28 protein-coding genes are annotated in these 25,565 nt (G+C 66.6%); 6 read left to right on the plus strand and 22 right to left on the minus strand.

What is annotated here, in order from left to right; genetic code table 11:
- Positions 1–5: 5 nt before the first annotated feature.
- Genes ACN0RJ_RS01405 through ACN0RJ_RS01415 form a run of 3 tightly spaced genes read right to left on the minus strand, consistent with a single transcriptional unit; the run spans position 6 to position 3,181 of the window.
- Positions 6–971 carry an ABC transporter substrate-binding protein gene (locus tag ACN0RJ_RS01405; RefSeq protein WP_417723192.1) on the minus strand — a complete coding sequence of 322 codons (966 nt, stop codon included), beginning with the start codon at positions 969–971 and terminating at the stop codon, positions 6–8.
- A 33-nt stretch (positions 972–1,004) separates the two neighbouring features.
- The gene (locus ACN0RJ_RS01410) at positions 1,005–1,979 is read right to left on the minus strand and encodes a YVTN family beta-propeller repeat protein (RefSeq protein ID WP_417718727.1); all 975 of its coding nucleotides are present in this window, start codon (positions 1,977–1,979) and stop codon (positions 1,005–1,007) included.
- 14 nt (positions 1,980–1,993) lie between these two features.
- A complete protein-coding gene (locus ACN0RJ_RS01415) occupies positions 1,994–3,181 on the minus strand; it encodes an ABC transporter substrate-binding protein (RefSeq protein WP_417723193.1) in 1,188 nt (395 codons plus the stop codon).
- A gap of 158 nt (positions 3,182–3,339) precedes the next feature.
- On the opposite strand from ACN0RJ_RS01415, the gene ACN0RJ_RS01420 reads away from it, so the two are divergent.
- The 4 genes from ACN0RJ_RS01420 to ACN0RJ_RS01435 are packed head-to-tail and all read left to right on the plus strand — an operon-like array spanning position 3,340 to position 6,107.
- On the plus strand, positions 3,340–3,831 hold the full coding sequence (locus ACN0RJ_RS01420) for a DUF3280 domain-containing protein (RefSeq protein ID WP_417723194.1): 492 nt from the start codon (positions 3,340–3,342) through the stop codon (positions 3,829–3,831).
- A gap of 2 nt (positions 3,832–3,833) precedes the next feature.
- Positions 3,834–4,382, plus strand: a complete 549-nt coding sequence (locus ACN0RJ_RS01425) for an SRPBCC family protein (RefSeq protein ID WP_417718724.1) — start codon at positions 3,834–3,836, stop codon at positions 4,380–4,382.
- Positions 4,366–5,301 carry a YncE family protein gene (locus tag ACN0RJ_RS01430; protein WP_417723195.1) on the plus strand — a complete coding sequence of 312 codons (936 nt, stop codon included), beginning with the start codon at positions 4,366–4,368 and terminating at the stop codon, positions 5,299–5,301. Before ACN0RJ_RS01425 ends, ACN0RJ_RS01430 begins: the two co-directional genes overlap by 17 nt.
- Positions 5,301–6,107, plus strand: coding sequence for a quinoprotein dehydrogenase-associated SoxYZ-like carrier (locus ACN0RJ_RS01435; protein WP_417723196.1), 807 nt, complete (start codon positions 5,301–5,303; stop codon positions 6,105–6,107). The genes ACN0RJ_RS01430 and ACN0RJ_RS01435 overlap by 1 nt, the downstream gene beginning before the upstream one ends.
- A 94-nt stretch (positions 6,108–6,201) precedes the next feature.
- Here ACN0RJ_RS01435 and ACN0RJ_RS01440 read toward each other — a convergent pair whose 3' ends face one another.
- The 7 genes from ACN0RJ_RS01440 to ACN0RJ_RS01470 form a co-directional block, all read right to left on the minus strand.
- On the minus strand, positions 6,202–6,741 hold the full coding sequence (locus tag ACN0RJ_RS01440) for a PQQ-dependent catabolism-associated CXXCW motif protein (RefSeq protein WP_417723197.1): 540 nt from the start codon (positions 6,739–6,741) through the stop codon (positions 6,202–6,204).
- Positions 6,738–7,583: a substrate-binding domain-containing protein gene (locus tag ACN0RJ_RS01445; RefSeq protein ID WP_417718720.1), complete on the minus strand. Its 846-nt coding sequence runs from the start codon at positions 7,581–7,583 to the stop codon at positions 6,738–6,740. Before ACN0RJ_RS01445 ends, ACN0RJ_RS01440 begins: the two co-directional genes overlap by 4 nt.
- Complete coding sequence (locus ACN0RJ_RS01450; protein ID WP_417718824.1) at positions 7,564–8,007, minus strand: c-type cytochrome, methanol metabolism-related; 444 nt, start codon at positions 8,005–8,007, stop codon at positions 7,564–7,566. The genes ACN0RJ_RS01445 and ACN0RJ_RS01450 overlap by 20 nt, the downstream gene beginning before the upstream one ends.
- A gap of 148 nt (positions 8,008–8,155) precedes the next feature.
- Positions 8,156–9,958 (minus strand): lanthanide-dependent methanol dehydrogenase XoxF5, encoded by a 1,803-nt coding sequence (gene xoxF5 / locus ACN0RJ_RS01455; protein WP_417718719.1) that lies wholly within the window; start codon positions 9,956–9,958, stop codon positions 8,156–8,158.
- 134 nt (positions 9,959–10,092) lie between these two features.
- Complete coding sequence (locus ACN0RJ_RS01460) at positions 10,093–10,512, minus strand: c-type cytochrome (protein ID WP_417718718.1); 420 nt, start codon at positions 10,510–10,512, stop codon at positions 10,093–10,095.
- A 23-nt stretch (positions 10,513–10,535) separates the two neighbouring features.
- Positions 10,536–11,360, minus strand: a complete 825-nt coding sequence (gene fghA, locus ACN0RJ_RS01465; RefSeq protein WP_417718717.1) for an S-formylglutathione hydrolase — start codon at positions 11,358–11,360, stop codon at positions 10,536–10,538.
- Between the two features lie 3 nt (positions 11,361–11,363).
- On the minus strand, positions 11,364–12,494 hold the full coding sequence (locus tag ACN0RJ_RS01470; RefSeq protein WP_417718716.1) for an S-(hydroxymethyl)glutathione dehydrogenase/class III alcohol dehydrogenase: 1,131 nt from the start codon (positions 12,492–12,494) through the stop codon (positions 11,364–11,366).
- A gap of 161 nt (positions 12,495–12,655) precedes the next feature.
- Between ACN0RJ_RS01470 and ACN0RJ_RS01475 the strand changes: the two genes are divergently transcribed.
- Positions 12,656–13,267 (plus strand): hypothetical protein, encoded by a 612-nt coding sequence (locus tag ACN0RJ_RS01475; RefSeq protein WP_417723198.1) that lies wholly within the window; start codon positions 12,656–12,658, stop codon positions 13,265–13,267.
- 79 nt (positions 13,268–13,346) lie between these two features.
- Here the strand turns inward: ACN0RJ_RS01475 and ACN0RJ_RS01480 are convergent, their stop codons facing one another.
- Positions 13,347–14,390, minus strand: coding sequence for a quinoprotein relay system zinc metallohydrolase 2 (locus ACN0RJ_RS01480; RefSeq protein ID WP_417723199.1), 1,044 nt, complete (start codon positions 14,388–14,390; stop codon positions 13,347–13,349).
- Between the two features lie 132 nt (positions 14,391–14,522).
- Between ACN0RJ_RS01480 and ACN0RJ_RS01485 the strand changes: the two genes are divergently transcribed.
- A complete protein-coding gene (locus ACN0RJ_RS01485; protein ID WP_417723200.1) occupies positions 14,523–15,335 on the plus strand; it encodes a quinoprotein dehydrogenase-associated SoxYZ-like carrier in 813 nt (270 codons plus the stop codon).
- Between the two features lie 48 nt (positions 15,336–15,383).
- Here ACN0RJ_RS01485 and ACN0RJ_RS01490 read toward each other — a convergent pair whose 3' ends face one another.
- From ACN0RJ_RS01490 to ACN0RJ_RS01540, 11 genes are all read right to left on the minus strand, one after another.
- The gene (locus ACN0RJ_RS01490; RefSeq protein ID WP_417723201.1) at positions 15,384–15,740 is read right to left on the minus strand and encodes a hypothetical protein; all 357 of its coding nucleotides are present in this window, start codon (positions 15,738–15,740) and stop codon (positions 15,384–15,386) included.
- Positions 15,737–16,405: a hypothetical protein gene (locus ACN0RJ_RS01495; protein ID WP_417723202.1), complete on the minus strand. Its 669-nt coding sequence runs from the start codon at positions 16,403–16,405 to the stop codon at positions 15,737–15,739. The genes ACN0RJ_RS01490 and ACN0RJ_RS01495 overlap by 4 nt, the downstream gene beginning before the upstream one ends.
- A gap of 102 nt (positions 16,406–16,507) precedes the next feature.
- A complete protein-coding gene (locus ACN0RJ_RS01500; protein WP_417718710.1) occupies positions 16,508–18,742 on the minus strand; it encodes a PAS-domain containing protein in 2,235 nt (744 codons plus the stop codon).
- A complete protein-coding gene (locus tag ACN0RJ_RS01505; protein WP_417718709.1) occupies positions 18,739–19,896 on the minus strand; it encodes an FIST N-terminal domain-containing protein in 1,158 nt (385 codons plus the stop codon). Before ACN0RJ_RS01505 ends, ACN0RJ_RS01500 begins: the two co-directional genes overlap by 4 nt.
- 3 nt (positions 19,897–19,899) lie before the next feature.
- Positions 19,900–20,625 (minus strand): LuxR C-terminal-related transcriptional regulator, encoded by a 726-nt coding sequence (locus ACN0RJ_RS01510; protein WP_417718708.1) that lies wholly within the window; start codon positions 20,623–20,625, stop codon positions 19,900–19,902.
- Between the two features lie 120 nt (positions 20,626–20,745).
- Positions 20,746–21,375 (minus strand): S-(hydroxymethyl)glutathione synthase, encoded by a 630-nt coding sequence (gene gfa, locus ACN0RJ_RS01515; protein WP_417718707.1) that lies wholly within the window; start codon positions 21,373–21,375, stop codon positions 20,746–20,748.
- Positions 21,376–21,457: 82 nt separating this feature from the next.
- The gene (locus tag ACN0RJ_RS01520; protein ID WP_417723203.1) at positions 21,458–22,672 is read right to left on the minus strand and encodes a hypothetical protein; all 1,215 of its coding nucleotides are present in this window, start codon (positions 22,670–22,672) and stop codon (positions 21,458–21,460) included.
- Positions 22,669–23,358 (minus strand): hypothetical protein, encoded by a 690-nt coding sequence (locus ACN0RJ_RS01525; RefSeq protein ID WP_417718705.1) that lies wholly within the window; start codon positions 23,356–23,358, stop codon positions 22,669–22,671. Before ACN0RJ_RS01525 ends, ACN0RJ_RS01520 begins: the two co-directional genes overlap by 4 nt.
- Positions 23,355–24,251, minus strand: a complete 897-nt coding sequence (locus ACN0RJ_RS01530) for a VWA domain-containing protein (protein ID WP_417718704.1) — start codon at positions 24,249–24,251, stop codon at positions 23,355–23,357. Before ACN0RJ_RS01530 ends, ACN0RJ_RS01525 begins: the two co-directional genes overlap by 4 nt.
- Positions 24,248–25,207, minus strand: coding sequence for a VWA domain-containing protein (locus ACN0RJ_RS01535; protein WP_417723204.1), 960 nt, complete (start codon positions 25,205–25,207; stop codon positions 24,248–24,250). Before ACN0RJ_RS01535 ends, ACN0RJ_RS01530 begins: the two co-directional genes overlap by 4 nt.
- On the minus strand, positions 25,200–25,562 hold the full coding sequence (locus ACN0RJ_RS01540; RefSeq protein WP_417723205.1) for a hypothetical protein: 363 nt from the start codon (positions 25,560–25,562) through the stop codon (positions 25,200–25,202). The genes ACN0RJ_RS01535 and ACN0RJ_RS01540 overlap by 8 nt, the downstream gene beginning before the upstream one ends.
- Positions 25,563–25,565 lie beyond the last annotated feature (3 nt).

The following is a 25,565-nucleotide window of genomic DNA, read 5'->3' on the forward strand; positions in this document are numbered from 1 at the left end:
CCGGCTCACTTCACATCCGCGAAAAGACCGTCGGGCACCGAGGTCGCCTTGCCCACCAGTTCTTCGCCGCCGAGATCGGCCATCAGCGTCAGCAGCTTTCCCGCCGCCTCGGCATCCACCGGCCCGCGCTCGGGCGTGCCCGCCAGCCAGTCGGCCCTGAGCGTCTCGAACTGCGCATCGTCGGAGGCGTTCATCTGGCCGCGCACGGCCTCCCAGGCGGCGGGATCGTCGGCAAGCAGATCCTTCGCATCGCGGCTCGCCTCGTAGAAGGCCTGCGCGATGCCGGGATGCTCGGCGAGGAAGCTTTCCTTGAAGTAGTAGCCAAGCAGCGGCGTGTCGGGATCGAGCCCGAGCGCCTGCGCCGCGGTTTCCACCGAGACGAGTTCGCGCATTCCGCTCGCCTTCATCTTGGCGAGGAAATGCCAGAAATTGATCGCGCCGGCATAGTCGCCCGACAGCGCGGATTTGAAGATCAGCGGCGGCGCGCCGAAGACCTGCTCGGTCTCGGCCTTGAGGTCGATGCCGTGCTCCTTCTGCGCGAAGGCGCGCAGGATCAGCCAGCTCTTGTCCAGCGGACCGCCCGCGATGCCGATCTTGCCGCCGACCATGTCCTTCAGCGTCTCGGCGGTCGAGCCCTCGGGCACCACCAGAGATCCGACGGCCTTGGAATAGGGCACGACCACGTAGTCCTTGCCCTCGGCCCGCTGGCGCGCGACCCAGATCCAGTCGGCGACGGCCACGTCGGCCTCGTCCCCTTCCACCGCGATGCGCGTCGCGGCGTTGTCGGCATAGGGCTGGACCTCCAGCTTGAAGCCGTGCTTTTCGTCCAGACCGTTCTCGGTGATCGTGGTCAACTCCCAGTTCACCGTTCCGATCTTGAGCGTGGCCAGGCGCACCACCGGCAGATCCTGAGCCCAGGCCGACCCGGCCAGGGCCATTGCGCAAAGTGTCGTCGTCAGACGTACGAACATATCTCTCTCCTCCCCATGTCGCCCCGGGTCGCGTCACTCGGGCGTGATCGCGACTCCCCAGGGCTGTTGTCCCACCTGGACCGACTTGATCGCCTTCTCCCTGGCGACGTCGATCACCGTCACATCGTTCGAATTTCCGTTGGTCGTGACGAGGAACGCCTCGTCCGGTGTAAACGCCATCTGCCAGACGCGCTGTCCGACCATGATATAATCGACAACCTCAAGCGAGGCGCCGTCGATCACCGCCACGCGATTCGCCGGACCGAGCGCGACAAAGATCCGGCTGCCGTCGGAGGTGATCCGGATGCCGACCGGCTGGAGCCATTCCGGCAGAACGCCGGGAACCTCGAAGCCGATCTTCTGCTTCAGCGTGGGCGTGCCATCCCCGGCGATGTCGATGACCGACACGGTGCCCCCGATCTCGGCGCTCACGAACAGACGCTTGCCGTCCTTGGCATATTCCGCGTAGCGCGGGCGCTGATCGACCAGCACGTTATGCTTGATCTCGTAATCCTCGGTCGAGATGAAATGCGCCATGTTGGTGGTTTCCGAGGTGTTCACCACCCACTTCTCGTCCGGAGAGATGGCCATGCCCTCGGGCTCCACGCCGACCGGGATCTCGGCCAGGATGGAATGACTTTGCGTGTCGGTCACGGTGACGAGGTTGTCGTCCTCGTTCGCGATGTAGAGCGGGCTTCCGGCCGGATCGAGCACGAAGAGCTCCGGGTCCGGCCCGGAGGGCAGGGTGTAGAGTTCCTCGTAGGTTTCGGTGTCGAAGACCCGCACCGTGTCGTCATCGGAGGCGCAGACATAGAGCAGCGCGCCATCCGGTGACAGCGTGATGCCCCGCGGCCGGTTGCCGCCGGGGAATTCGGTCAGCACCTCCCAGCTGTCGGTGTCGATGACGGTGATCGTATTGCCGCGCTCGTTCGACACGAAGGCCTTGCCGGCAAGCGCGGGACCGGACCCGAGGGCGGCAAGAACGACGGAGAGGAGGAGTGATTTCATGGTTGAACAGTCTCTCATTGGAACGCCTTGCACGCGGATTCGGGCCGGTCGAGACCCAGCGTGTCGAGGGGCGAGACCTGGTGGAGAAATCCGTCCTGCGGGCTGACGCTGACGGTGATGCGCCCGTCATACAGCAGGATCGGCTGGCGCAGCTGGCCGTTCCAGTTGCGGAAGGTGACCTTCTGACCCTTGAAGGCCGCAAGTTCGAAGGCGTCCGACAGCACGTAGCCTTCCACCGCCTCGGGCGCGGCATCGCCCGCCCGCGTGACCGCTTCGCCGATGACGCGCAGCGCAAGCCATGTGTTGTAGTCCTCCTCCTGCATGTAGCGGCGGGTCAGCTCCTCGAAACGGTTCTGGAACTGGGTCGCACCCCAGGCCTCGTGTCCGCCATGCATGGTCACGGGGCGCAGACCCGCGCTGCCCATGGTGGGGCGGGGGGTCCAGAGGTTGAATGGCAGGTAGGCGGCGAAATAGTCGGTGGCATCGGCGGCGATCACCACGTCGTGCGGTTCAGCCCGCTGCAGGAAAGTCGGCAGTTGCCGCTGCACCAGCACGTGGCCGGAATCCGTGCGGCGCGTGCCGCCGGTGTCCTCGAAGGTGCGTTCGTCGGTGATCTTGGCGCCGAACTTGCGGGCGGCCTGCCGGTAGGCTTCGGCCAGCGCCTGGTCGGCGGGGTTCGAGCCCTCGACGAGGAACCAGCGGCTCCACTGTTTCCAGACGGCGAATTGCGCCACGGCATCCGCCTTCATGTTGTCGGAGGGCGCGATGTGCAGCAGGTTCGCCCGGCACTGATCGCTACGCAGCACGGTGTCCTCGGCGCGGGAGTTGAACACCAGCGCGCCCTGCGCCGCGGCCCGGTCGGTGAGGCGCAGCAGATCCTCGCGCCCGGCGGCGACGACGATCAGCCGGATTCCGTCGTTCAGCAGAGCATCCAGCGCGGCATCGGCCTCTTCCGGCGAGGTGGCGACCATCGTGGTCTCGAAGGTATGTCCCAGGAAGCGCCCGGTGGTGCCGTTGTCCTCGTCCGCCAGCACCGCCCCCGCGAACCCGAGATCGTCCGGCTTCAGATCGTAGCGCGAGATCGGCAGAAGCGTCGGGTAGTCGACGCGCAGCACCGCCGCCCGCACGTCGAGCGCGACGGCCGCCGTGGCCGATGCCAATGCAAGAAGGACCGCCGCGAGCGGTGCAAGCAGTCGTGTCACGTTTTCCTCCCGTCGGGCCGGCCTTGGTTTGCCGTGTCCCTTGTCTCGAACCCTCGCCCCTGCGAGGATTTCCGCAACCGATACTTTCGGTTCGGTTGCCTGAACGAGGGTAGTCACACGATCATCGCAGGCGACTCTTAATTTCTAAGAAGGGGGCGATGCGGCCACTGGCGATCATTCTGGGGCTCTGCCTGTCGACACCCTCGGCAGCGGAGGAGGCGGCGACTGTCGCCTTCTTCGGCATCCACATGCTCGACACGTCGCTTCAGACCACCGAACTGGGCCAGGACCCGCAGGAGATCGCGCGCCGCGAACGGATCGAGGCGCAGGTGCGCGAGCGCTTCGCCGCCGAAGGGTATGAACTGCTGGACCTTGCCCCGGTGCAGGCGGATCTCGACCGCGTGGTGAACCCGGCCAAGTGCTACGGTTGCGACACGCGCATGGCGACGAGGCTCGGGGCGGATTATTCCCTCGTGGGCGAGGTGCAGAAGGTCTCGAACCTGATCCTGACGATGAACCTGCAACTGCGCGACGCCGAAACCGGCGACCTGGTGAAGGGCGGGGTCGTGGATATCCGCGGCAACACCGACGAAAGCTGGGAACGCGGGATGCGCTACATACTGAAAAACCGGATCTTCAGGGAGGAGTGAGGATGAACAGACGAACGCTGCTGGCGGTGGGGGTGGCGATGCTGCTGCCGACCGTCGCGCTGGCACACGGGCCGACACGCCAGAAGGTGACCGTCACGACCGAGGTCGCGGCGGAACCGGCGGAGGTCTGGGCCGTGATCGGGAATTTCCAGGATCTGACCTGGCACCCGGCCGTGGTGTCCCAGACCGGCGAGGGCGGCAATGACATCGACGCCACCCGGGCGCTGTTCCTGTCCGATGCCGGGGCCGACGGTCCCCGGATCGACGAAGTGCTCTACAAGTACGATGCCGACAAGATGACCTATTCCTACCGCATCACCGATGTCGCGGTCGAGGTTCTGCCGGTGACGAACTATTCCTCGCATCTCACGGTGAAGCCGCGCGCCGGCGGCGGCTCGGTCGTGGAATGGCGCGGCGCTTTCTATCGCGGCTATCCGAACAACGATCCGCCCCCCGAACTGAGCGACGAGGCCGCCATCGCGGCCGTTACCGGCGTCTACCAGGCCGGGTTGGATGCGCTGGTCGAGAAATTCGGTGCCCCGGGCTCCTGAAATCGCTCTGATCCTGACCCTCGCCGCGATGCCAGCGGCGGGGGATGTTGCCTATGTCACCTGCCAGAACGGCGACGCGATGAGCGTCTTCGACCTCGACACGGGGGAGGAACTGCATCGCATCGCGGTGCCGGGCAAGCCCGCCGGCGTGGCGGTGAGCGCGCGCTCCGGGGTCTGGACCGTGTCGCCGGATTCCAAGGTCGTCCGGCGGTATTCCCCCGCGGGCGAGGTGCAGGCGGAGGTAGTGCTTGACGGCGGCCCCATCGGCATCGCGCTCGACGAAGCGCGGGGTCGGGTCTTTGTCTCGGATTGGTACGACGCACGGATCTGGGTGCTGGATGCCGTGACTCTGGCGGTCGTGGATCACCTGCCCACCGGGGCGGCGCCCGCCGGCCTCGCCCTGTCCGGGGACGGCGCCTATCTGGCGGTGGCCGAAAAGGACGCCGACCGCGTGTCGATCTTCGATGCGGGGACGCTGGCTCCGGTTCATGTGGTGACGGTCGGCACCCGGCCGTTCGGACTGCGCTTTGCTCCGGACGGGCGGCTGTTCGTCGGCAATGTCGGCAGCAACGACCTGTCGGTGATCGACCCCGCCACGGGCGGAATCCTCGCCACCGTCCCGGTGGGAGAGCGCCCCTACGGCGTGGCCTTTGCCGCCGGTAAGGCCTTTGTCACCAACCAGTATGCGAATTCCGTGAGCGTGGTGTCGCTGGACGGTCTCGCGGCGCTGGGCACCGTCGAGGTCGGGGAATACCCCGAGGGGATCGACCACACGTCGGACGGGCGGATCGCGGTGGCGAACTGGTTCGACAACACGCTGACCCTGATCGACGCGGAGACGCTCGAGGTTGTCGGAACGCTCGACACCGCCGACGGTCCGCGCGCGTTCGGCAGGTTCATCGCGGAAGGAGACAAGTGATGATGCGACTGGTGTTTGCCCTGCTGCTGTTTGCGCTGCCGGTTCAAGCCGGAGAGGGAGAGGCGTGGGAGTCGATCCGTTACCAACTTTACGGCGACCGGGCCCTGTTGGACGGCGCCGGCGTGATCGCGGTCGACGCGCCCTACCGGACGGACAACGATTCCCGCACCCGCATCGCAGCGAATGTCGCGGCACCGGCGGGGGTGCGGATCGGCAAGGTCTCGGTCGTTCTGGACGAGAACCCGATGCCGGTGTCGGCGGTGTTCGACCTGTCCGAGCCGCAGACGCGGTTCTTTTTCGACGTGACGCTGAGGATAAACGGTCCGACGCCGATGCATGTTCTTGCGGAAACCACGGACGGGCGGGTCTTCGTGTCCGAAGGTTTCGTGAAGACCTCGGGGCAGGGCGCCTGCGCCGCGCCGCCGGGCACCGATCCGGACGAGGCGCTGGCCACCCTAGGGGACATGATGCTGAGCGTGGAAGAAGGTGTCACCGGCTCTGTTGCGGACCGGCTGGCCGGGTTGGCGGATCGGCTGAAGCGCCTGGACGTCGACATTTCCCACCCCTCGCATTCGGGGATGCAGATGGACCAGATCACCCTGTTGTTCATTCCGATGCGTTACGTGGAGGATGTGCAGATCGACCTGGACGGTGGCGGCTACGTGGATGTGACGGGGAGCATATCGCTGGCGGAGAACCCGCGCCTCGGCCTGTCTGTGCCGGGGACTGCACGCCGTGTGGATGTCACGATGACCGACACCAGCGGCACGGTGAGCACCGCGCACAAGGACCTGGCCGGGTACTGAGGGGTTTCGCCGCGCGGTCGCGCGGCGACCGCCGGGGGCGCTGCCCCCGGACCCCCGGGATATTTCGAAACCGAAGAAGCAGGGGGAGGGTCTGTCAGGGCTGGGGTTCGCGCGGGAGGATCCGTTCGGTGGGATAGTCCCAGAGCGCCCAGCCGTCCGTGCCTTCCGGCAGCCAGTAGACCGTTTCGTAGCCGTATTCGAGCGCGCGTTTGGCAGCGTTCCAGCTCATCCAGCAGTCTTCGAGACAGAAGAAGAGGACCGGGTGGGCCGGATCCCGTGCCGTGGCCTCGGCGAGGCCGTCGCGGAAGTAGGTGGCGGTGACTTCGGCGATTGCGCCGTAGCCGACGTTGGGAAGCCATGTGGCGCCGGGGATCGAGAGGCGGGGCTTGTCGCGCCAGATGGTGCCCGGTGGCAGGTTGGCCGGCTTCGGCGCCTGCGGCAGCACGTCGATGAAGGCGGTGCCGCCGTCTTCCCAGAGCCTGTGCGCCTCTTCCGGGCCGACGACCGTCGCGCCGAAGAGGGTCGAGGGGACGGGGCCGCGGTAGTGGTCCATGCGGTAGTCGTCGGGTTCGGCGACCTGCGCCGGGGCCTGTGCCGGCAGCCACACCAGGAGAGCTGCCAGCAGGGGTTTCATTGGCCGAGGTCTTTCATGTCGTCCCCCATGTCGTTGACCAGCGGAACGCCCGCGTCGGACAGGATGGCGTCGATTTCGGACTGGTTGCGGCGGATGAGGGAGTTCAGCTTGCGTTGCCAGACCTTTTCACCCTGCCGGACGCCCATGGTGATGCGGTAGAACATCCGAGGGAACTCTGCCTCCTTGAGCAGGGGGATGACCTTGAGGCCCGGATGGTCGCGTTTGACCAGCGGGCCGCCGATCGGGCCCCAGATCACCGCGGCGTCGATCTCTCCGGCGGCGAGATCGTTCAGCATGTCGACGGCGGGACCGTCATAGCGGCGATCCACCACGAGCTGGTAGGGACGCGCCTTGCCGATCAGGCCGTTGCGGGCCATGTGGTTGGCGGGCGGAGACCCGGCGATGATGCCGATCACCTTGTCCTTTAGGGCGGGGTCCGAGAACTGCGTCACCCCGGCGAGCGGGCCGTCCTCGGGGACCACCAGCACGAAGGTGGAGGTGAGGTAGTGATTGGTGTTCAGCACCAGTTCGTGGCCCTGGGCGTAGCCCATGACCACGTCGCATTTCCCGGCCTTCAGGGTGTTGCGGATGAAGCCGGTCGCCATCGGATACCAGGTGTAGCGCACCGGCAGACCCAGCTTGTCGCCGATCAGGTCGGCGAGCTTGTTCTCGAAGCCGGAGCCGTCCTCCATCGACATCGGATCGTTGGCGGGATCGGCGCAGACCCTGAGCGCGGTCTTCGAAACCAGGTCCGAGGTCTGCGCGGCCAGGGGCCCCGCCAGGCATGCCAGCAGGGTTGCCGCAAGGGCCGCGCGAATCCGGTCAGCCCCCCATGCAGGCATCTTCGAGCTCGGCAAATTCGTCGGATTTCTGGGCCTTCTTGGCGGGGCGGCCGCGTCCGAGTTCATCGGCGCCGCGTGCGCGAAGATAGGTGTAGATGTCGTCGAGGTAGCACATGACGTTGGGGTTGTCGCCCAGCGCCGGCATCACGAGGTTCTGCGAGGCGTTCACCTCCTGCTTGCCGTTCACCACGGTGTTGACGAATTCGTAGTAGTCCAGCGTCTTGACCGAATTCATCAGGGCCGGTGCGTAGGAGCCGCCGGCGCCGTCCGGGCCGTGGCACTGGAAGCATTCGGCGTTGTAGCGGCGGAAGCCCGAGAAGGTCGGCCAGTCGACCGTGCCGTCCTCGGCGATCTTGAAGGTCGGGATGTCTTCGGCGGTGTACCAGCGGCCGGCCTCTTCATAGTCGGCGGTCGTGTCCATCATGCTCTCGTCCAGTGCGAATGCAGCCTGCCCGATCGTCAGCATCATTCCCACAGCGAGCAGAAGCCCTTTGTTTCGCATCGGTGTTTCCCTTTTCCTGAAAAGGGGCTGGCGCGGATGTCGCGCCAGCCCCGGATCGTCCGGACCGAACTCAGTTCGGCAGAGCGAAGACGGTGAGCTGTCCGCCCAGCGCGGTGTAGTCGCTGAGGGCCGCGTAGCCGCCCACCGCACCGAGACCGTCGTTCGGGTTGGTCAGGCCGGCCGCGAGACCGATGCCTGCCCAGCCGCCGACGCCCGAGAGGATGCCGACATACTGCTTGCCGTCATGCTCGTAGGTCATCACGTTGCCGATGATGCCCGAGGGGGTCTTGAAGCGGTAGAGCTCCTCGCCGGTCTCGGCCGAGACGGCTTTCAGGTAGCCTTCGAGCGTGCCGTAGAACACCACGTCGCCCGCGGTGGCCAGGGCACCCGACCAGACCGAGAACTGCTCGGGGAGGGACCACTTGATCTCGCCCGCGACGTTGTCCCAGGCGATGAAGTTACCCATGCCGCCATGGCTTTCCGGCGCCGGGTACATCGACAGGGTCGCGCCCACGTAGGGCTGGCCCGCGGTGTAGCTCACCCGGAACGGTTCGTAGTCCATGCAGACGTGGTTGGTCGGCACGTAGAACAGTTCGGTCTTGGGCGAGTAGGCCGCCGGCTGCTGGTCCTTGGATCCGAGCGCCGCCGGGCAGATGCCGGTGGAGTTGACGTCCTCGCCGTTCTGTTCGGTCGAGTACTGCGCCACGACCTGCGGACGGCCGTACTGGTCGCTTTCCGGGTCCATGACCACTTCGGTCGCCCAGTTGACGGCGGGGTCGTACTTTTCGGCGACGAGAAGCTCACCCGTGATCCGGTCGAGCGTGTAGCCGAAACCGTTGCGGTCGAAATGGGTCAGCAGCTTGCGGTCGGCGCCGTCGATCTGCTGATCGGTCAGGATCATCTCGTTGATGCCGTCGTAGTCCCATTCGTCGTGCGGGGTCATCTGGTAGACCCACTTGGCCATGCCGTCGTCCGGGTCGCGGGCGAAGACGGTCATCGACCAGCGGTTGTCGCCGGGGCGCTGGGCCGGGTTCCAGGTCGAGGGGTTGCCGGAGCCGTAGTAGATCAGGTCGGCTTCGGGGTCGTAGGAATACCAGCCCCAGGTGGTGCCGCCGCCGATCATCCACTGATCGCCTTCCCAGGTGTTGGTGCCCGAGTCGGCGCCGACCGGCTTGCCGAGATGGGTGGTCTTTTCGGGATCGACGAGGATGTCGCTGTCCGGGCCCATGGAATAGGCGCGCCATTCCTGTTCGCCGGTTTCCATGTTGTAGGCGGTGACGGAGCCGCGAACGCCGAATTCGCCGCCGGAGATGCCGACGATGATCTTGTCCTTGACCGGCAGAACGGTCGCGGTGTTCGTCTCGCCCTTGGAGGGATCGCCGTTCAGCGCTTCCCACTTCACCTCACCGGTGTTGGCGTCGAGCGCCACGACCTTGGTGTCGGCCTGGTGCAGGAAGATCATGCCGTTGGCATAGGCAACGCCGCGGTTGACGGTGTCGCAGCACATCACCGGAATGACGTTCGGGTCCTGCTTGGGCTCGTACTTCCACTTGATCTTGCCCTGGTCGTTCAGATCCAGCGCGTAGACGATGTTCGGGAAGGGCGTGTGCACGTACATGGTGTCGCCGACCACCAGCGGAGAGCCCTCGTGGCCGCGCAGCACGCCGGTCGAGAAGGTCCATGCAACCTGAAGGTCCTTCACGTTGCCCGCGTTGATCTGGTCAAGCTCGGAATAGCGCTGGTTCGCGTAGTCACCCGTCTGGATGGCCCATTGCGCCGGGTTGTCGATTTGAGTCGCGAGGTCGTCGTTTGCGAATGCGGCGGTGGCCGCGCAAAGAGCGATCCCTGACGTCAGAAGCGTCAGTGTCTTCATATCCTTCTCCCTTAGAGTTGGCGTTGTCCGCCATGCTGTCGGCGTCCTTGGGCGCGATCACCCGTCTTCGCCGGTCCACGATTGCCCGATACCGGATCCTTTCGGCCTCCCTCCGGTAACGGGCCGGTTGATCGTCAAGAGCCTCCTTCTTCTCCGTCCATGTTGAATTTTGCGAGGTAGGCGATGACGTCCGCGCGATCTTCGTCCTTGCGAAGGCCGGCAAACGACATCTTGGTTCCCTTGGCGTAATCCTTTGGCTTGGCCAGGAATTCCGCGAGGGTTTCCGCGGTCCAGGCGGTGCCGCCTTCGCCCAGCGCCATCAGCGCGTCGGAATAGTCGAAATCCGGTGCGGTCGCGATGGGGCGCCCGACGACGCCGTTCAATTCCGGGCCCACCTTGTTCTTGGCATCGGCACCGACGGCATGGCAGGCCATGCACTTGCGGAACACCTTTTCGCCCTTGGCGGCGTCGCCTGCCATCGCATGGCTTTCCGCCAGCGCGGCCGTTGCGGGCAACAGCACGAGGCAGGTGGCTCCGAGCAGGTTTCTCAGCATCTTGATCCTTTCCGGTCTCTGACTCAGTTCAACCGTTCCGCGTGCCACTCCACGTGGTCGCCCGCGAACGAGTTCACGAAGAAATACGAATGGTCATACCCGCGCTGCATGCGGATCTGGCCGGGCTGGCGGCGCTTGGCCATCGCGGCGGCCAGTGCCTCGGGCTTCAGCAGGTCGAGGAACTGGTCGCTCGCCCCCTGGTCCACGAGGATGTCGCCCTTCCAGCCGTGCTCCTCCACCAGCAGGGTCGAATCGTGCCCGACCCAGGTGGTCTCATCGTCGCCCAGGTAGGCCGAGAGCTGCTTGCGCCCCCAGTCGGACTGGGTCGGATGGGCGATCGGCGCAAAGGCCGACAGCGAGTCGAACATCGCCTCGTTGCGCAGCGCGATGGTGATCGCGCCGTGCCCGCCCATGGAATGGCCGGTGATCCCGTGCCGGTCCCGGACGCCGAGGTTGTCCACCACCAGCGAGCGCAACTCGCTGGTGACGTAGTCGTACATGCGGAAGTGCGGCTTCCACGGGTCGCGGGTGGCGTTCACGTAGAACCCCGCGCCCTGGCCGAGGTCATAGGCCTGATCGTCCGCCACACCCTCGCCGCGCGGCGAGGTGTCCGGGAAAACCACGGCAAGACCATGCTTCGCGGCATGCTCCTGAAAACCGCCCTTGGTCATGGCGTTCTCGTGGGTGCAGGTCAGCCCCGACAGATACCAGAGCACCGGCACCGGGCCGTCCTCGGCCTGCGGCGGCATGTAGACCGCAAAGGTCATCTCGCATCCGCAGGTGTTGGAAGGATGCTTGTAGACGGACTGAACGCCGCCGAAGCTCCGGTTTTCCGAGACGATGTCCATGGATCAGAATTCCACCACGGCGCGGATCGACTTGCCCTCGTGCATGAGGTCGAAGCCGTGGTTGATCTCCTCGAGCTTCAGCTTGTGGGTGATCATCGGGTCGATCTCGATCTTGCCGTCCATGTACCAGTCGACGAACTTCGGCACATCGGTGCGGCCCTTGGCGCCGCCGAAGGCCGTGCCCTTCCAGACCCGGCCGGTGACCAGCTGGAACGGACGGGTGCTGATTTCCGCGCCCGCCGGAGCGACCCCGATGATGACCGACACGCCCCAGCCGCGGTGCGAGCATTCCAGCGCGTCGCGCATCACCTTCACGTTGCCGGTGGCATCGAAGGAATAGTCCACGCCGCCGATCTGGTCCGCGCCGCGCTTCGTCAGGTTGACGATCTCCTGCACGACCGATCCTTCGATCTTGGACGGGTTGACGAAATGCGTCATGCCGAACTTCTTCGCCATCACCGCCTTGTCGTCGTTCAGATCGACGCCGATGATCATGTCGCAGCCCGCCATGCGCAGGCCCTGGATCACGTTCAGACCGATCCCGCCGAGGCCGAACACCGCCGCGGTCGAGCCGATCTCGACCCCCGCCGTGTTGATCACCGCGCCGATGCCGGTGGTGACGCCGCAGCCGATGTAGCAGATCTTGTCGAAGGGCGCGTCCTCGCGCACCTTGGCCAGGGCGATCTCCGGCATCACGGTGTGATTGGCGAAGGTCGAGCAGCCCATGTAGTGATGGATCGGCGTGCCGTCGAGCATGTGGAACCGCGTGGTGCCGTCGGGCATCAGCCCCTGGCCCTGCGTGTTGCGGATCGCGGTGCAGAGGTTGGTCTTGCCCGACAGGCAGGACGGGCACTCGCGGCATTCCGGCGTGTAGAGCGGGATCACATGGTCGCCCGGCTTGAGCGTGGTGACGCCCTCGCCCACTTCGACCACCACGCCCGCGCCCTCGTGGCCGAGGATGCAGGGGAACAGGCCCTCGGGGTCGGCGCCCGAACGGGTGAATTCGTCGGTGTGGCAAAGCCCGGTGGCCTTGATCTCGACCAGGACTTCCCCTGCCTTGGGGGCGTCGAGTTCGACTTCCATGATTTCCAATGGTTTACCGGCTTCCAAAGCCACGGCTGCACGAGTGCGCATGCAGTCTCCCTCCTAGATGAATCTATCATTTCGCTCTGCGGCGTTTGGTCCGGAGTATGGGTGCGCTATCGCATACCGAACAATACACCCAATGGTGGGTATTCGCCGGAATGGACTCGTTTGCACCCCTGCTCCATAGTCCCCGCAGGGAGGACCAAACCATGCAATCACGGCAATTGCCATTCGTCGCGGTCGCCTTTCTGGCCCTTGCGACCCCTGCATTCTCCGCCGATTTCGCCGACCCGACCTGGCCCTGCGTGCAGCGCAAGGTCGAGCGTCTGTCGATCGGCCTGATGTGGCCCGCCGAGATCCCGCAGATGAAGCTTTCGCCGGAGACCGGCAGGGCGGTGGACGACCTGGCCGAACTGCTCGTCCTGCGCCGCGTCGATCCCGAGGATGCCCGTGCCGAGGTCGCGACCTTCGCGCGCGATCAGGGTGCGGGTCTGCAGCTGATGGGCGTTGTGTTCCGCAAGGTCTTCGACAAGGTCTCGCAACGGCGCACCAGGATCATCGACGGCATCGGGACCTTCTCCCTGAACCAGATATCCCTGTCCGGACGAATCGATTCCGCCCGCTCCGAGATGGAGACCGTCATGGCCGCGGCGGAACCCGATTACGACCGGGCGGATGCGCTGGAAGAGCAGATCGACTGGGACCAGCGGATCTATTCGGACCGTCAGAAGACCATCACCTATCTCTGCGAAACGCCGACGCTGCTGGAAAAGCGGCTCTACGCCATCGCGCAGATCCTGCAGGAGGCCGCCGGATCCTGACCTTCAGGGCTTCTTCTGGCCTGAAATATCCCGGGGGAGTCCCGAAAGGGACGGGGGCAGCGCCCCCGGGCGGCGCCGCTCACTCCCACTCGAGCTCGGTATAGGCGACCGTGGCGTTGCGGGCGTTGAACGATCCCGACAACTGCCACCGCGCCGCCTCTTCCGCCGCGATGTGGCCCGTCGCGTCGCCCAGCCGCTCTCCGGCCCGCAGCGCGGCGCGGGTGTCCGCCTCCAGCACGCCGAGGTAGCGCAGCATCGGTGCCGCCCCCTCCGGCCACTCCAGCACCGGCCCGCCGTGTCCCGGCACCAGTCGCGCCACCACCTGTCCGGCCATGGTTCCGAGCACCCGCTGCCAGCCGGTGAGGGAACCATCGAGCGCGGGGATGTGGCGGTCGAAGACCAGGTCCCCGGCGATCAGCGTCCCGGTGGCGAGGTCGAAGACGCTGAGATCCGTGCCGGTATGTGCCGTCGGCCAGGCCCGGAGGATCAGCGCGCGCCCGCCGAGATCCAGCACCGCCTCCTCCGCGATGCCGCGATCCACCTCCGGCACCACCGTCCCGAGAAAGACCTCGGGCCCCAGCAGCCGCGCGAAGCTTTCGAGGTAGTTTCCCGCCCGGTCCGCCAGGGCGCGGGACAACCCGTCATGCCCGATCACTTCGGCCCCCGTCTCGGCCAGCGCTGCGGCCCCGAGAACGTGGTCCGGGTGCATGTGCGTCAGCACCACATGGGTCAGGGGCTTGTCCGTCCGGGCGCGAATCGCCCTCCAGACCGCCTCGCCCATCCAGCGGGCCGCGCCGCTGTCGATCACCGCGACCGACCGCTCCCCGATCACGAAGACGATATTCGAGGTGTCGCCGCGATTGCTCGAATCGGGGTCCTCGATCCGGCCGGTGTGGACGAACAGGCCCGGCGCCACCTCTTCGAAGGAGAGCGCGGGGCCGGCCGGCCGGCACACCGGACCATCCCGCTGCTGCAGGTCGTGAAAGCGGGTCGGATCAGGGGGATGCGCGGCCAATGCCGCTTCGCAACCGGTCCGGGTCGCGGCCTCGAACCCCGGAAGCAGGGTGTCGCGGCACGGCCCTGCGGCAAGTGCCGCGCACAGGGTCAGGACGGCTTCGAACATGCGCTCCCTCCGGAAAGTGGCCCGTGCAGCTTCGTCCCGCACGGGGACGTGAACCATACAGACATTGCGATGTGTAGGCCGAAACCGGGTTCTGTGGCAGTCTGTGCCATGTTCCGTGCGAGGAGGAGAAGCATGGCCTGGATCCGGATCACCGCCACGGCGGCGCTTGTCGCCGTTCTGGGGGCGCCGAGTTTTGCCGCCGACAACGCCAACCCGCTGACCGACAGCGCCACCTGGGAGGATCTCAGGGGCGATGTCGCGGGGGATGCGCCCATCGGCGATGGCGCGGCGCTGTTCACCGTCGACGCGCCCTACCGTGCCGAAGACGCCGCCACCGTCCCGATCCACATCGTTCAGACCAACCCGTCGGCAAGGATCGACACGGCCATGGTGGTGATCGACGAGAACCCCGCGCCGGTCGCGGCGGAGCTGACCTTCGGCGCGGCCATGGCCCCGCTAGACTTCGAACTGCGCGTGCGGGTGAACCAGTATTCCAACGTGCGGGTCATCGCCGGAACCCCGCAGGGGCTCGAGATGACGGGCCGCTACGTGAAGGCCTCGGGCGGTTGTTCCGCCCCGGCCTCGAAGGACCCGGAAAAGGCGCTGGCGGCGATGGGCCAGATGAAACTGCGCCTCTTCGGCGAGGCTCCGGCCATGTCCGTGCCCCGGCGCGAAGCTCAGATCATGATCCGGCATCCTAACTATTCCGGCCTTCAGCGCGACCAGATCACGCAGCTGTTTATCCCGGCCCATTTCATCGACCATCTCGAGGTCTGGCAGGGCGAAGACCTGCTGTGGTCGCTGGATGGGGGCATCTCGATCAGCGAGAACCCGGTGTTCCGCTTCTCCTATGACGACAACGGTGCCGAAGCGCTGACCGTCAAGGCGACCGATACCGAGGGCAACGCCTTCGAACAGGTGCTGCCCAAGGTGGCCGAGGGCTAGGCGGCGCAGTCCGCCCGCCCGCATCCGTCGTCAGACGGACATACGGGATCAGAAGAAACAGACCACCTCGGCCTCGGCCTGCGCGCGGCGCAGGTCGGCGACGAGGGTGTTCGCCGCCGCCGCGCTGTTGAACACCGCCATGCGTTCGCCGCCGGTCAGGCGCATCGACAGGACCGTTTCCGCCTCCACGTATTTCTCGTAGGGCAGGATCGACGCGATCTCGTCGATGGAACAGGCGCAGCGGCCCAGGACCTGCCGGCTCTGACCGTTCGAGGCCATGCAGGCAAAGACGTAATCCGCCCGCGCCTCCGTCGGGTAATCGTTCAGCCGCTCCGCCACGCTCTGCGCCCGGGCGGCCGGTGCCGCGCAGAGCAGCGCCAGGACCAGCAGCGGGTTGCGCATCATTGCCCCTCTCCGATGCGGTCGAAGGTCATTTCGGAGCGATAGCCCGCGCCGCCATCCGCGCCCGGTGCTTCGGCCCCGAGGCTGAGATACCAGCCGGGCACCGCCTCGGACATGACGACGGTCAGGGCGATGTCGCCGAAGCCCATCATGCGGTCGCGGTTCGGATCGTCGGCAAAGGGATGCAGCACGATGGTCTGCGTCGGGACCGTCCGGCCGTCCACCTCGGCTTCGCCCGAGATCACCTCGGACGGCTGGACCAGCGATTCCTTCACCCGGTTGCGGATGTAGAACGGCGACCCGCCGGCTGTTTCGGCAATGTCGCGCACGACGCTTTCGTAGAAATACATGATCATCGGGTTGCCGACGCTGGCCGGGAAGGTGCCGAGGCTGCGATGCTTGTCGTCCTGCCGGAAATCTAGGGTCGCCATCGGCATCTGCCCGGATTCGAACCCGAGAACGATCTTGCCGGTATCCCGCTCTGCCGCTTCGGGTTTGGCCATGTTCGAGACGACGCGCTGGTAGACCAGCGTCTCTCCCCGGTCGATACCGTCGAGCGTGCCGTTGCGGAACAGCAGGTCATAGGTGGCCGTACCGTCGCCCGAAGCCGCGGCGGCGGGCATGGCACAGCAGGCTATCGCCGCGATGAGAGCAAGTGTCTTGCGCATGGTTCTGGTTCCTCCCTGAGCGTGAGCCTATCGCCCCCGCGCCGCCTGTCATTGCCGACCTTTGTCTGTGCCGCTGTCCGTGCCGCGCCCGGTCACGGCCGGTCAGGCCGCGTCTTCCGGCGCCTGCCAGCGGATCTTCCAGTCGATCAGCGGCCGCAGGCGCGACAGCTGCACCGGCTTGGTCAGCACCGAGAACCCGATCTCGGCCCCGGCGCGCAGCAGGGTGTCGCTGCGGTCGGCGGTGATCATGATCGCCGGCACCCGAACCCCGGTCTTGGCCCGCACGGCCAGGATGGCATTGTCGCCGGTCGCGCCGTTGTCGAGCTGGTAGTCGGCAAGGATGATGTCGGGCGCCATGCCGATATCCTCGACCAGCCCCAGCGCCTCTTCCTCGGAGCGGGCGGCAAGCACGCTCGCGCCCCATTGCTCCAGCTTCTGGACCGTCGCAAACAGCACGTCAGGATCGTTTTCGATCACCAGAACGATGTGATCGGCGGCGGCATCGGCATCCTGATCCGGTACCCGCCCTTCTTCCGAGGCCATCGGCTGCCCCGGCACCATGTCCATCTCGATCGAAAACACCGACCCGGCGCCGGGCTTGGACCTGACGCGGACCTTGTGATCCAGCAGGCGGCAGGTGCGGTCGACGATGGACAGGCCCAGCCCGACCCCGGAGCCGAGCGGCACGTTGTCGGCGCGGGCGAATTCCTCGAAGATCCGTTTCTGGTCCTTGCGGTTGATGCCGATGCCGGTGTCCCAGACCTGAAGCACGATCTTGTCGCCGTTCCGCCTGCAACCGACGAGGACGCGGCCCCCGGCGTCGGTGTACTGGATCGCGTTCACCACGAGGTTCTGGATCGACCGCAGCAGGTAGACCGGATCGGAGCGGACAAAGACCATGCAGGGCACGATGTCGAGGGTGACGCCCTTGCGCACGGCAAGCGGCGTCTGATCCTCGTAGACCGAGCGCATCAGCGTGCCGAGGCAGACATCGGTCGGGGTCAGCGTGCTGGCCCCGGTGCTTTCGAGCCGCGAGATGTCGAGCAGGGAATGCAGCAACTGCTCCGTCGAGGTGAAGGAGCCGTGCAGCCGTTCGACCGTCGGTGCCATCGGCGTATCGGCGGCGGTTTCCAGGAGCGTGGCGATGAGCAGTTTCGCCGCGTTGATCGGTTGCAGCAGATCGTGGCTCGCGGCGGCGAGAAAGCGGGTCTTTGACGAAACCGCGGCCTCGGCCCGTTCCTTGGCAAGGCGCAGCTCTTCCTCGACCCGCGCCTTTTCCTCGTACTGGTCGCGCAGGCGGGCATTGGCGCGGGTCAGTTCCGCGGTGCGTTCGGCCACCCGGTTTTCCAGCATCTCGGTCGCGCGGTGTTCCAGCGTGACGTCCTTCAGCTCGACCAGGATGCCGCCGCCGGGAAGGCGGTGGGCGTGCAGGTCCAGCATCCGGCCGGTGGCATGACGCACCCGCTTACGCAGCCGTCCCTGACGGTCGAGCCGTTCCTTCCACAGGTCGATGTCGGGATCGGAATCGTCGGTCAGAAGCTCGTGCATCTTCATGAAGTCGAGCAGGCGGGTGATCTCGGTGCCCTTCTGGAGCATGGTGTAGGGCAGGCCCAGCAACCGGCGGAATTGCGAGTTGTGCATCATCAGAGCGCCGTCCGACGTAAAGGTGCACACCCCCGAGGTCATGTTCTCGAACACCGCCTGCAGGTAGTCGGCCTGGCGGTCGATCAGGTTTTCCTTTTCCGACCGGTTCTGCCGCACGACCCCGGTGATGTCGGTCATCAGCAGCACCACGTTGTCGGAATTGGTGCGCTGGAGGTTCATCTGGAACCAGCGGTCCTCGGTCAGTTCGATGACCTTGGAAAGCATCGACGCCCCGCCCTGCGACCGACGCGCCGGGGAAAGCGTGTTGTGGATGCGGCTGTCCGTCGACACGAAGTGGCCGCTTCGGGTCATAGACTCGAAATACTCGTCCAACGTCAGACCGGGCTGGATCAGAGCCGAAATATCGGGAAACAGGCTCTGGAACAGGTCGTTGCAGACTTCGAGCTTGCCGTCGGTGAACAGGGCAAATCCGCCCTCCATCGCCGACAGGGCATCGGCGAGGCTCTTGCGCGTGCGCTCGCGGTCGGCGCGGGCGACATGCAGCTCCGTCGCGGTCCGTTCCAGATCGCGGGTCTTGGCCCAGACCTGTCCTTGCAGGGCAATGGCGGACTGGAACGCGGAATAGGCGGTCGAGCCGAGTTCGTGCTGCCGGTTGGCGCGGCGCATCAGGGCTTCGATGATCTTGGCCTGCCGGGCAACCTGCTGGGCCAGCGGTTCCTGCGGGTCGATCACGGCAGCGTCCTCCGTTCCGGCTCGAAAAAGGCGACGCCGACGAAGGTCTGGTTCACATGCACCCCGCAATGCTGTTCGCCGTAGGTGTTGAAGCCGATGACCCGTCGCTGCCGGAATATCTGGCTGACCGGCTGGCCGAGGTGCTTCTGTTCGATTTCGAGCTTGCGCAGCACGCAATCGAACCCGAGCACGAAATCCGGATGTTCGCCGCGCGCGCCGCGGACGTTCAGCCCGGCTTCGAGCGTTTCGATGATCGCCTTGCCGCGACCGAGGGTCAGGATCAGCCCGTCGTCGATCGCCCCCATGAAGGACAGCGCATGCGCCCCCGGTGCATCGTGGATGGCGCGGACGTGGTAGTTCATGTTCTGGCGCACCAGCATCGGGTTCTCGGCAAAGATCTGCGGGCAGAGATCCTCGACCGGGCAGCCGACGATCCGCGCATATTCCAGCGCCGCCGGGGCGCCGTTCAGCTCCAGCACGAGGCGTTCCTCGGGCAGGGCTTCGGTCACCACGACCTGCTGTTCGGTGGGCAGGAAATGGTCAAAGCCCAGTCCCTTGAAGGCGAGGTCGGTTTCCAGCAGCAGAAGCAGCGCGGCGTTGGTGTGAAACGCCCCGTTGTGCAGCACGAAGGTTTCCTTGAAGGACAGGTTGTCGCCGGCGGAGCCTCCGAACACGGGAATGTCGCCCAGCGCGGTTTCGAGGGTCGAAACCAGCAGATCCTCCTGCTTGGACAGCCCGTCGGCAAAGATCAGCGCCAGCCTGTCCCACCCGGCGGTGCAGCGGAACCGCGAGGCATGGGCGCGGGCGGCGGCGGCGATGGACTTCATCGACAAGGGTTTCAGCGGCGCGATCAGCATCGAGGCACAGCGGAAATGCTCGCGCGGGAAGGCGATGAGCAGCAGCGCCTCGGTTTCGTAGCCTAGCGGCGTGATCTGCCCGGCGGTCGTGCAGCCGAAGACCGGAATGCCCCCCGTTCCCGTGTTCAGGGCCGAGGCCACCGCGTCGAGCCGCAGCCGGTCCGGGACGAAGGCCAGCACGAAACATGTCTCGCGCAGGTCGAGCGTGCTCAGCGCCTCGGTCACGGCGGCCTGCGCCGTATCCTTCCGGGACACGGCGACGGTCACGAAGAAGGGCGGCAATGGCTCGGCGTTCATGGCCTAGTGGCTCAGGAACGCCTGCGTGTCCGCGTCGCCGCCGGCACCCGGAGTCATCGTTTGCGAACCTTCCACCAGCACCGCCGCCTGCGTGCGGTTCTTGACCCCGAGCCGGCGCAGCAGGGCTGTTATGTGCGCCTTGACCGTCGCTTCGGCCAGCGACAGCTCGTAGGCGATCTGCTTGTTGGGTTTGCCGGCACAGATCAGCCGCATGATGCGCTGCTGCTGCGGCGTGAGTTCCGCCAGCCGGGGATGGATCGCATCGGCGCAATCGCCCCCGGTCGAGGCGGCGACGGACTGCTTGTAACCGGCGGGAAGATAGCGGCGACCGGCGACGATATCGGCCAGGACCGATTTCAGCACCTGCGCCGAGGCATCCTTGGGCAGGAACCCGGCCGCGCCCTCGTCCATCAGCGCATGCACGATCTGCACCGAGGTGAGCGAGGAAATGACGAGGATCGGCGTGTCGGGCACCGCTGCCCGCAGCCGCTGAAATCCGGAAATGCCGCTGACGTCGGGCAGTTTCAGGTCGAACATCACCAGATCGGGGGCAAAGCCGGTTTCGAGAAGCTTTATCGCGGCGCCCAGGGTCTGGACCTTTTCGATCTCGCAATCGGGAAAGACCAGTTTCAGTGCCGCCGCCAGCGCATCGCTGTAGAGCGGATGGTCGTCGACAACGACCACGGAACCGATCCGTGAACCGGGTACGGTCACAGTCTGATGTTTCATGTTGCACTCCTCCCGAGGCAGAGCGTAGCGCAAGATATTCCCTTCGCGCAACGTCTTAGGCAGGAGTCGGCGCGCCGCGCGGCTTTGTGCCTGCCGCGGCGCGCGTCGTCCGGTCGGAGATCAGCGCAACGCGCCGGATTGCTTGGCCACATGCGTCGCGATCGCGTCCATCAGGGGCGGCGACAGGCAGTCATAGGGCTCGAGTCCGATTTCCTTGAGCCGTCCGCGAATGTCGTCCATCCGCGACGGATCCACACCCGATTCGATGATCGAGGACACGAAGGCCGCGAATTCCGGAGCGGACCATCCCCCCTGCGAGCTGAGTTCCGTGTGCACGAAGTCGAGACCGTGGAACGGATGTCCGGTGTTCTCGATCCGTCCGTACATGTGGACGCCGCACTCGCGGCAGGCGTGGCGCTGGATCGCGGCCGCGGCATCGACCACCTGCAGCTTGTCGGCGTTTTCGGTCACCGAGAGTTTGTCACGCGAGACGACGGCGACCTGGCTGAACACCGCGCCATCGGGTTTCCAGCATTTCGTGCAGCCGCAGACATGGTTGTGCGCGGTCTGCGCTCCGACCACCACCACGACGGGTTTGCTGGCGCATTTGCACTTGAGCGTGCCGCCGGAGAACCCGGGTGTGCCGGGGCGAATGCCGTTGTCCACCTGCGGGTGGATCTTCACATGCGAATAGCGCGGAGCGGCCGTTCCCCCACCGTCCCCGCCGAATAGCTTGTCGAGAATTCCCATTCGTTATTGCCTCCTCCCAGAACGATGCCTTTTGCACGGCATCAATCCGCCAAGCCTGACGCCGGGGCAGGATTCTGGCAATTCAACCATTCGTATCGGCTGCGCTTTTCGATTCGTGCCGTGCCGACAGGAATTCCCGGGCCATGCCGCGCAGGTCGGGGGCGGCGCTGCCCGGGGCAAAGACCGCACGGTCCAGCGCCGCGAGCAGGCGCCGGCGCTGCGGTCCCGCACCGTCGCGCCGGATCATCGACAGCGCGGCGCGGCGCCATCCCGGCAGATCGCCGTGGCGCCCGGCGCTGCGCAGCCGCCAGGCGAGCGGGTCGAGCATCGGGTGACGTGCCAGAGCGCGGGACAGGTCGACCCGCCGTCCCACCAGCATCCACGCCAGCCCGCCGCAAAGCCCGGCCAGCAGCGCCAGAAACGGGCTCCAGCCCGAAAGCGCATAGCCGGGCGGGCGGCTGCGCCCGTCGACCGGCGGCAGTGTCGCGGTTTCGAAGGCGACACGTTGCGGTGAAATGGTCACTGTTCTTGCCACGCGCTCGCGCGTGTCGAAGAAGTCGAAGCTGATCGGTTCGAGGATCGCCGAGGTATCGTTCGTCGGCCGCACCGTCCAGCGCCAGAAGGCATGGGTGACCGGCCCCTCGGGCGACAGTTCCACCAGCCGCTTCTCGGGATGGGGAAAGATCATCGCCGAGGGTGACGTCAGCTCCGGCATCGGCGGGATCATCTGCGGCGAGGCGCCGACCGCCTCGATATGGATCACCCGCAGCACGCCTTCGCCGGGGGTCAACTGATCCGGGGCATTCGACCAGCTGTCCTGAATGCGAAGCTGTCGCACGGGAAACCACCATCCGTCGCCCTCGGCCACCGGGGCGGGATCGACGCGGATCGTCACCGGCTCGGAGGAAATGTCATGCGCGAACCAGTCGTCGCCCTCGTCGGTGAGGGTCAGGTGATGGACGAAGGGGCCGATGGTGATCTCGCCCTCATGTTCGGGAAACAGCGCCATCCGGCGCTGGAACACCTTGACCGGGCGCCCCCGGATCGTCTCTTCGTGCCAGTCGTCGGTGCCGAGCTGCATCCAGTTGAACCCTTCGAGCGAGGGTTGCTCCAGCGTCTCGCGGGTGATGTGGCGGCGGTAGGTGCCCTTGATCGTCACGATGACCATCTCGCGGGCATAGGGGGTCGTGTCATTGGCGACCACCACCTCGAGCCCGAGTTCGGAGGGCAGCACATCGCGGCTCTGCGCCACCGCAAGATGCCCCCAGAGGCAGAGGATCACCGAAAGCCACCTCATCGCGGGTCCTCCGGGTCCGGCGGGGCGAGGCCCAGTTCCGCGCGCAGCTTTCGTTCGGCCGCGATCCGCGCCGCGAGGTAGTCGCCGGGCACGTCGGCAAGCTGCGCCAGCCAACGGTCGTTCGCCACCATGAAGGTGTCGTCGAACACCTGCCGCACGCGCGCCTGTCCGAAGGTCACGAGTTCGGGCAGCCCCAGCAAGGCGCCGGCATTGGTGGCCGTGTCCCCGCTGCCCGCCGCGCGCGCCGAGCCCTTGCCGACCGGAGCCTCGCTCACGGGTCCGTCGGCGTCCTCCTCCCCGGCGAACCAGTTGACCGGCGTCTCCGGGTCGAGCGCGAGCCCCGCGTAATAGGACGCCACAAGGTCGAAGTTCACCGCGGCATCCGCATCGCCCCGGGCGCGGGCCACGTCGAACGCTTCGAGCGCCGCGGCGTAGTTCCCGCGCATCGTCTCGGCATTGCCGAGGTCGTGAAAGGCGCGCGCCTCGCGGAAATCCGCGGCAGCCGCGTCCCAGTCCTGCGCCCTGTAATGGGCGATGCCGCGCCACCGGGGATCGCGGAACATGGGCACCGCGAGGCGCGGCATGTCGAGCGCGAGCGCGATGCGTCCCAACGGCGCCAGCCCGCCGAGCGCAAAGGCGCCGGCGAGGCACAGCAGCGACAGGGCGAGGGGGGCCAGCAGCCTCATGCGCGCCTCCGGAACAGCCAGAGCATCGGAAGCAGCGCCGCGAACAGCAGGTATCGCCCGAGATCCTTGTGGAACAGAAGCGGGTAGTTCTGCCGTTCCAGTTGCGCCCGCGCGTTTTCCGACAGCCAACCGGCCAGCGCTTCCGACTGGTCGATGCCGAAGGTTCTGCCATTGCCGATCCGGGCAAGCGTCTCCGCACCGGCCCGATCCGCCGTCGTGGAAAGGACCGACAGTCGCGCGCCACGGGCGGCGATCGCTTCGGCGGTTGCCAGCGCCTCCGGCCCGAGACCGGCGCCGTCGGTCAGCAGGATCACGTCCCCGGCCATCACCTGCGCTTCGGTCAGCATCCGGTCGGCCAGCGCCAGCGCGCGCTCGGGCCGCGATCCGGCGTCGGGCACCGTGTCCGGGTTCAGGACCGACAGGGTCTGGCCGAGCTGCCGGGTGTCCCGCGTGAGGTCGGTCGCCACATAGGCATCGCCCGCATAGACGATCAGCCCGGCGGGCCGAGTGCCCAGCGCCGCGATGCCGAACCTGCCCGCGGTGAGAAGCTGCGGCCAAAGAGGGTCTTCGGTGACGGATCGCGAGACATCGACGACGAAAACGACTCCGTCGAGGTTCCGGAAGCTTTGCGCGTCGCGCCGTTCGACCGACGGACCGGAGAGCGCGATCACCACCAGCGCGGCGGCGAGCAGGGCGGCGCGGCCATGCGGACGGTCGTCGCCCGCCTCGACCTTGCCCAGGGCGCCCATGGCGCCCAGCAGCGCCGGATCGGCCACCCGCTCCCAGTCGCCCAGACCGCCGCGCCGCCGTTTCAACCACAGCGCCAGCGCCGCAAGCAGCGGCAGGGCCAGAAGCCAGAGCGGGCGCAGGAGGGACAGTTCTTCGAGGCTCATGCCGCGTCACTCCGGGCGAAACAGAGACACAACAGCGCCGCCAGCGCGGCAGGCCAGATCCAGAATTCCCGGTAGATTTCGGCGGCGAGGCCGTCGCTGTCGGTGGCTTCGAGCCGATCCAGCGCCTCTGTCACGTCCTGCAGATCCTCGGTGGTCCGGACGCGAAAGGTCTCGCCGCCCGAAATCTCGGAAATCGCGGCGAGCGTCGCGGCATCGACCACGCCCCGCTCGCCGTCTTCGGCGGATTCGAGATCCTTCGGGCCGAGCGCGATGGTGTGCACCCGCACCCCCATCTGCGCCGCCAGCCCCGCGACTCCCCGCGGATTGGTCGCGCCCGCGTTGTTCACCCCGTCGGACAGCAGGATGACCACGCGGGAGGTCGCCTCGGAGGTCGCGAGCCGCTTCAGTGCCAGACCCAAGGCATCGGACATGTTGGTGGCGCGGCCGGATATGCCGATGGTCGCCTGCTCGATGCGCCGGGCGACGGCTTCGACGTCGAAGGAGAAGGGCGCGGCGTAATAGGCTTCCGAGCCGAACACGATCAGCGCCACGCGATCCCCCGCGCGGCGCCGGGCAAATTCCGCACCGATGTGCGTCACCGCTTCGAGTCGCGAGATCGCCTTGCCGTCGAGAAAGAAATCCTCGCGCACCATGGAGCCGGAGAGATCGAGTGCGATCGCCAGATCCCTGCCGGAGACCTTGAGAGCCGCGACCGGCTCCACCTGCCGGGGTCCGGTCAGCGCCAGCACGCTCAGGACCCAGATCGCGGCGGGCAGGAGCAGTTTCTGGCGCCCTATCCGCGAGCCTTCCGACGCGGCACCCCCCATGAGCGTCACGCCGAGGCGCGCGGGAACGCGTAAAGCCGAGCCCCCGGTCTGTCGGCGCGGCAGCACGAACCACGCCAGGACCGGGAGCGGCAACAGCAGCAGGAACAGCGGTTGCGCAAGGTCAATCATCGCGCAGCTCCCGCAGCAGCGACGCGGTGTCGAGCGGAGTATCGGGCCTGTACAGAGACGATTTCAGCCGGTGAAATGCCTCGGGTTTGCGCGCCTTCAACGCGTGCAGAAGGAGGGTCCGCTGTTCGCCCTCGTTGCGGCCGGACAGGATCTTCTCCGGATCGGGGGCCGCGGCGGCGGGTGTCCTGCGAAACGTGAAGACCCGCAGCAGCGTGGCGATCAGCAGCGCCAGAAGCAGGCCGAACCCGGCAGCGGCGGCGATTTCGGCAAGCGGGCCTCCGGGCGGGTCGGGCGGCAGATGGATGCCCCGCAATCCCGACAGCATGGCTTCCTCGCTCAACGCCCGGTCGGCCATCGC

It is taken from the genome of Salipiger sp. (assembly GCF_048261495.1).
Lineage (GTDB): Bacteria > Pseudomonadota > Alphaproteobacteria > Rhodobacterales > Rhodobacteraceae > Salipiger.

Bases quoted from the DNA above. Each gene is read 5' to 3' on its own strand.
- ACN0RJ_RS01420 (WP_417723194.1), top strand. From the start codon at position 3,340: ATGCGGCCACTGGCGATCATTCTGGGGCTCTGCCTGTCGACACCCTCG.
- ACN0RJ_RS01505 (WP_417718709.1), bottom strand. From the start codon at position 19,896: ATGAACGCCGAGCCATTGCCGCCCTTCTTCGTGACCGTCGCCGTGTCC.
- ACN0RJ_RS01510 (WP_417718708.1), bottom strand. From the start codon at position 20,625: ATGAAACATCAGACTGTGACCGTACCCGGTTCACGGATCGGTTCCGTG.
- ACN0RJ_RS01440 (WP_417723197.1), bottom strand. From the start codon at position 6,741: ATGAAACCCCTGCTGGCAGCTCTCCTGGTGTGGCTGCCGGCACAGGCC.
- ACN0RJ_RS01460 (WP_417718718.1), bottom strand. From the start codon at position 10,512: ATGCTGAGAAACCTGCTCGGAGCCACCTGCCTCGTGCTGTTGCCCGCA.
- ACN0RJ_RS01405 (WP_417723192.1), bottom strand. From the start codon at position 971: ATGTTCGTACGTCTGACGACGACACTTTGCGCAATGGCCCTGGCCGGG.
- ACN0RJ_RS01495 (WP_417723202.1), bottom strand. From the start codon at position 16,405: ATGCGCAAGACACTTGCTCTCATCGCGGCGATAGCCTGCTGTGCCATG.
- ACN0RJ_RS01435 (WP_417723196.1), top strand. From the start codon at position 5,301: ATGATGCGACTGGTGTTTGCCCTGCTGCTGTTTGCGCTGCCGGTTCAA.
- ACN0RJ_RS01410 (WP_417718727.1), bottom strand. From the start codon at position 1,979: ATGAAATCACTCCTCCTCTCCGTCGTTCTTGCCGCCCTCGGGTCCGGT.
- ACN0RJ_RS01470 (WP_417718716.1), bottom strand. From the start codon at position 12,494: ATGCGCACTCGTGCAGCCGTGGCTTTGGAAGCCGGTAAACCATTGGAA.
- fghA (WP_417718717.1), bottom strand. From the start codon at position 11,360: ATGGACATCGTCTCGGAAAACCGGAGCTTCGGCGGCGTTCAGTCCGTC.
- ACN0RJ_RS01530 (WP_417718704.1), bottom strand. From the start codon at position 24,251: ATGAGCCTCGAAGAACTGTCCCTCCTGCGCCCGCTCTGGCTTCTGGCC.
- ACN0RJ_RS01485 (WP_417723200.1), top strand. From the start codon at position 14,523: ATGGCCTGGATCCGGATCACCGCCACGGCGGCGCTTGTCGCCGTTCTG.
- ACN0RJ_RS01475 (WP_417723198.1), top strand. From the start codon at position 12,656: ATGCAATCACGGCAATTGCCATTCGTCGCGGTCGCCTTTCTGGCCCTT.
- ACN0RJ_RS01540 (WP_417723205.1), bottom strand. From the start codon at position 25,562: ATGGCCGACCGGGCGTTGAGCGAGGAAGCCATGCTGTCGGGATTGCGG.
- ACN0RJ_RS01520 (WP_417723203.1), bottom strand. From the start codon at position 22,672: ATGAGGTGGCTTTCGGTGATCCTCTGCCTCTGGGGGCATCTTGCGGTG.
- ACN0RJ_RS01535 (WP_417723204.1), bottom strand. From the start codon at position 25,207: ATGATTGACCTTGCGCAACCGCTGTTCCTGCTGCTGTTGCCGCTCCCG.
- gfa (WP_417718707.1), bottom strand. From the start codon at position 21,375: ATGGGAATTCTCGACAAGCTATTCGGCGGGGACGGTGGGGGAACGGCC.
- ACN0RJ_RS01425 (WP_417718724.1), top strand. From the start codon at position 3,834: ATGAACAGACGAACGCTGCTGGCGGTGGGGGTGGCGATGCTGCTGCCG.
- ACN0RJ_RS01450 (WP_417718824.1), bottom strand. From the start codon at position 8,007: ATGATGGACACGACCGCCGACTATGAAGAGGCCGGCCGCTGGTACACC.
- ACN0RJ_RS01490 (WP_417723201.1), bottom strand. From the start codon at position 15,740: ATGATGCGCAACCCGCTGCTGGTCCTGGCGCTGCTCTGCGCGGCACCG.
- xoxF5 (WP_417718719.1), bottom strand. From the start codon at position 9,958: ATGAAGACACTGACGCTTCTGACGTCAGGGATCGCTCTTTGCGCGGCC.
- ACN0RJ_RS01480 (WP_417723199.1), bottom strand. From the start codon at position 14,390: ATGTTCGAAGCCGTCCTGACCCTGTGCGCGGCACTTGCCGCAGGGCCG.
- ACN0RJ_RS01445 (WP_417718720.1), bottom strand. From the start codon at position 7,583: ATGCCTGCATGGGGGGCTGACCGGATTCGCGCGGCCCTTGCGGCAACC.
- ACN0RJ_RS01525 (WP_417718705.1), bottom strand. From the start codon at position 23,358: ATGAGGCTGCTGGCCCCCCTCGCCCTGTCGCTGCTGTGCCTCGCCGGC.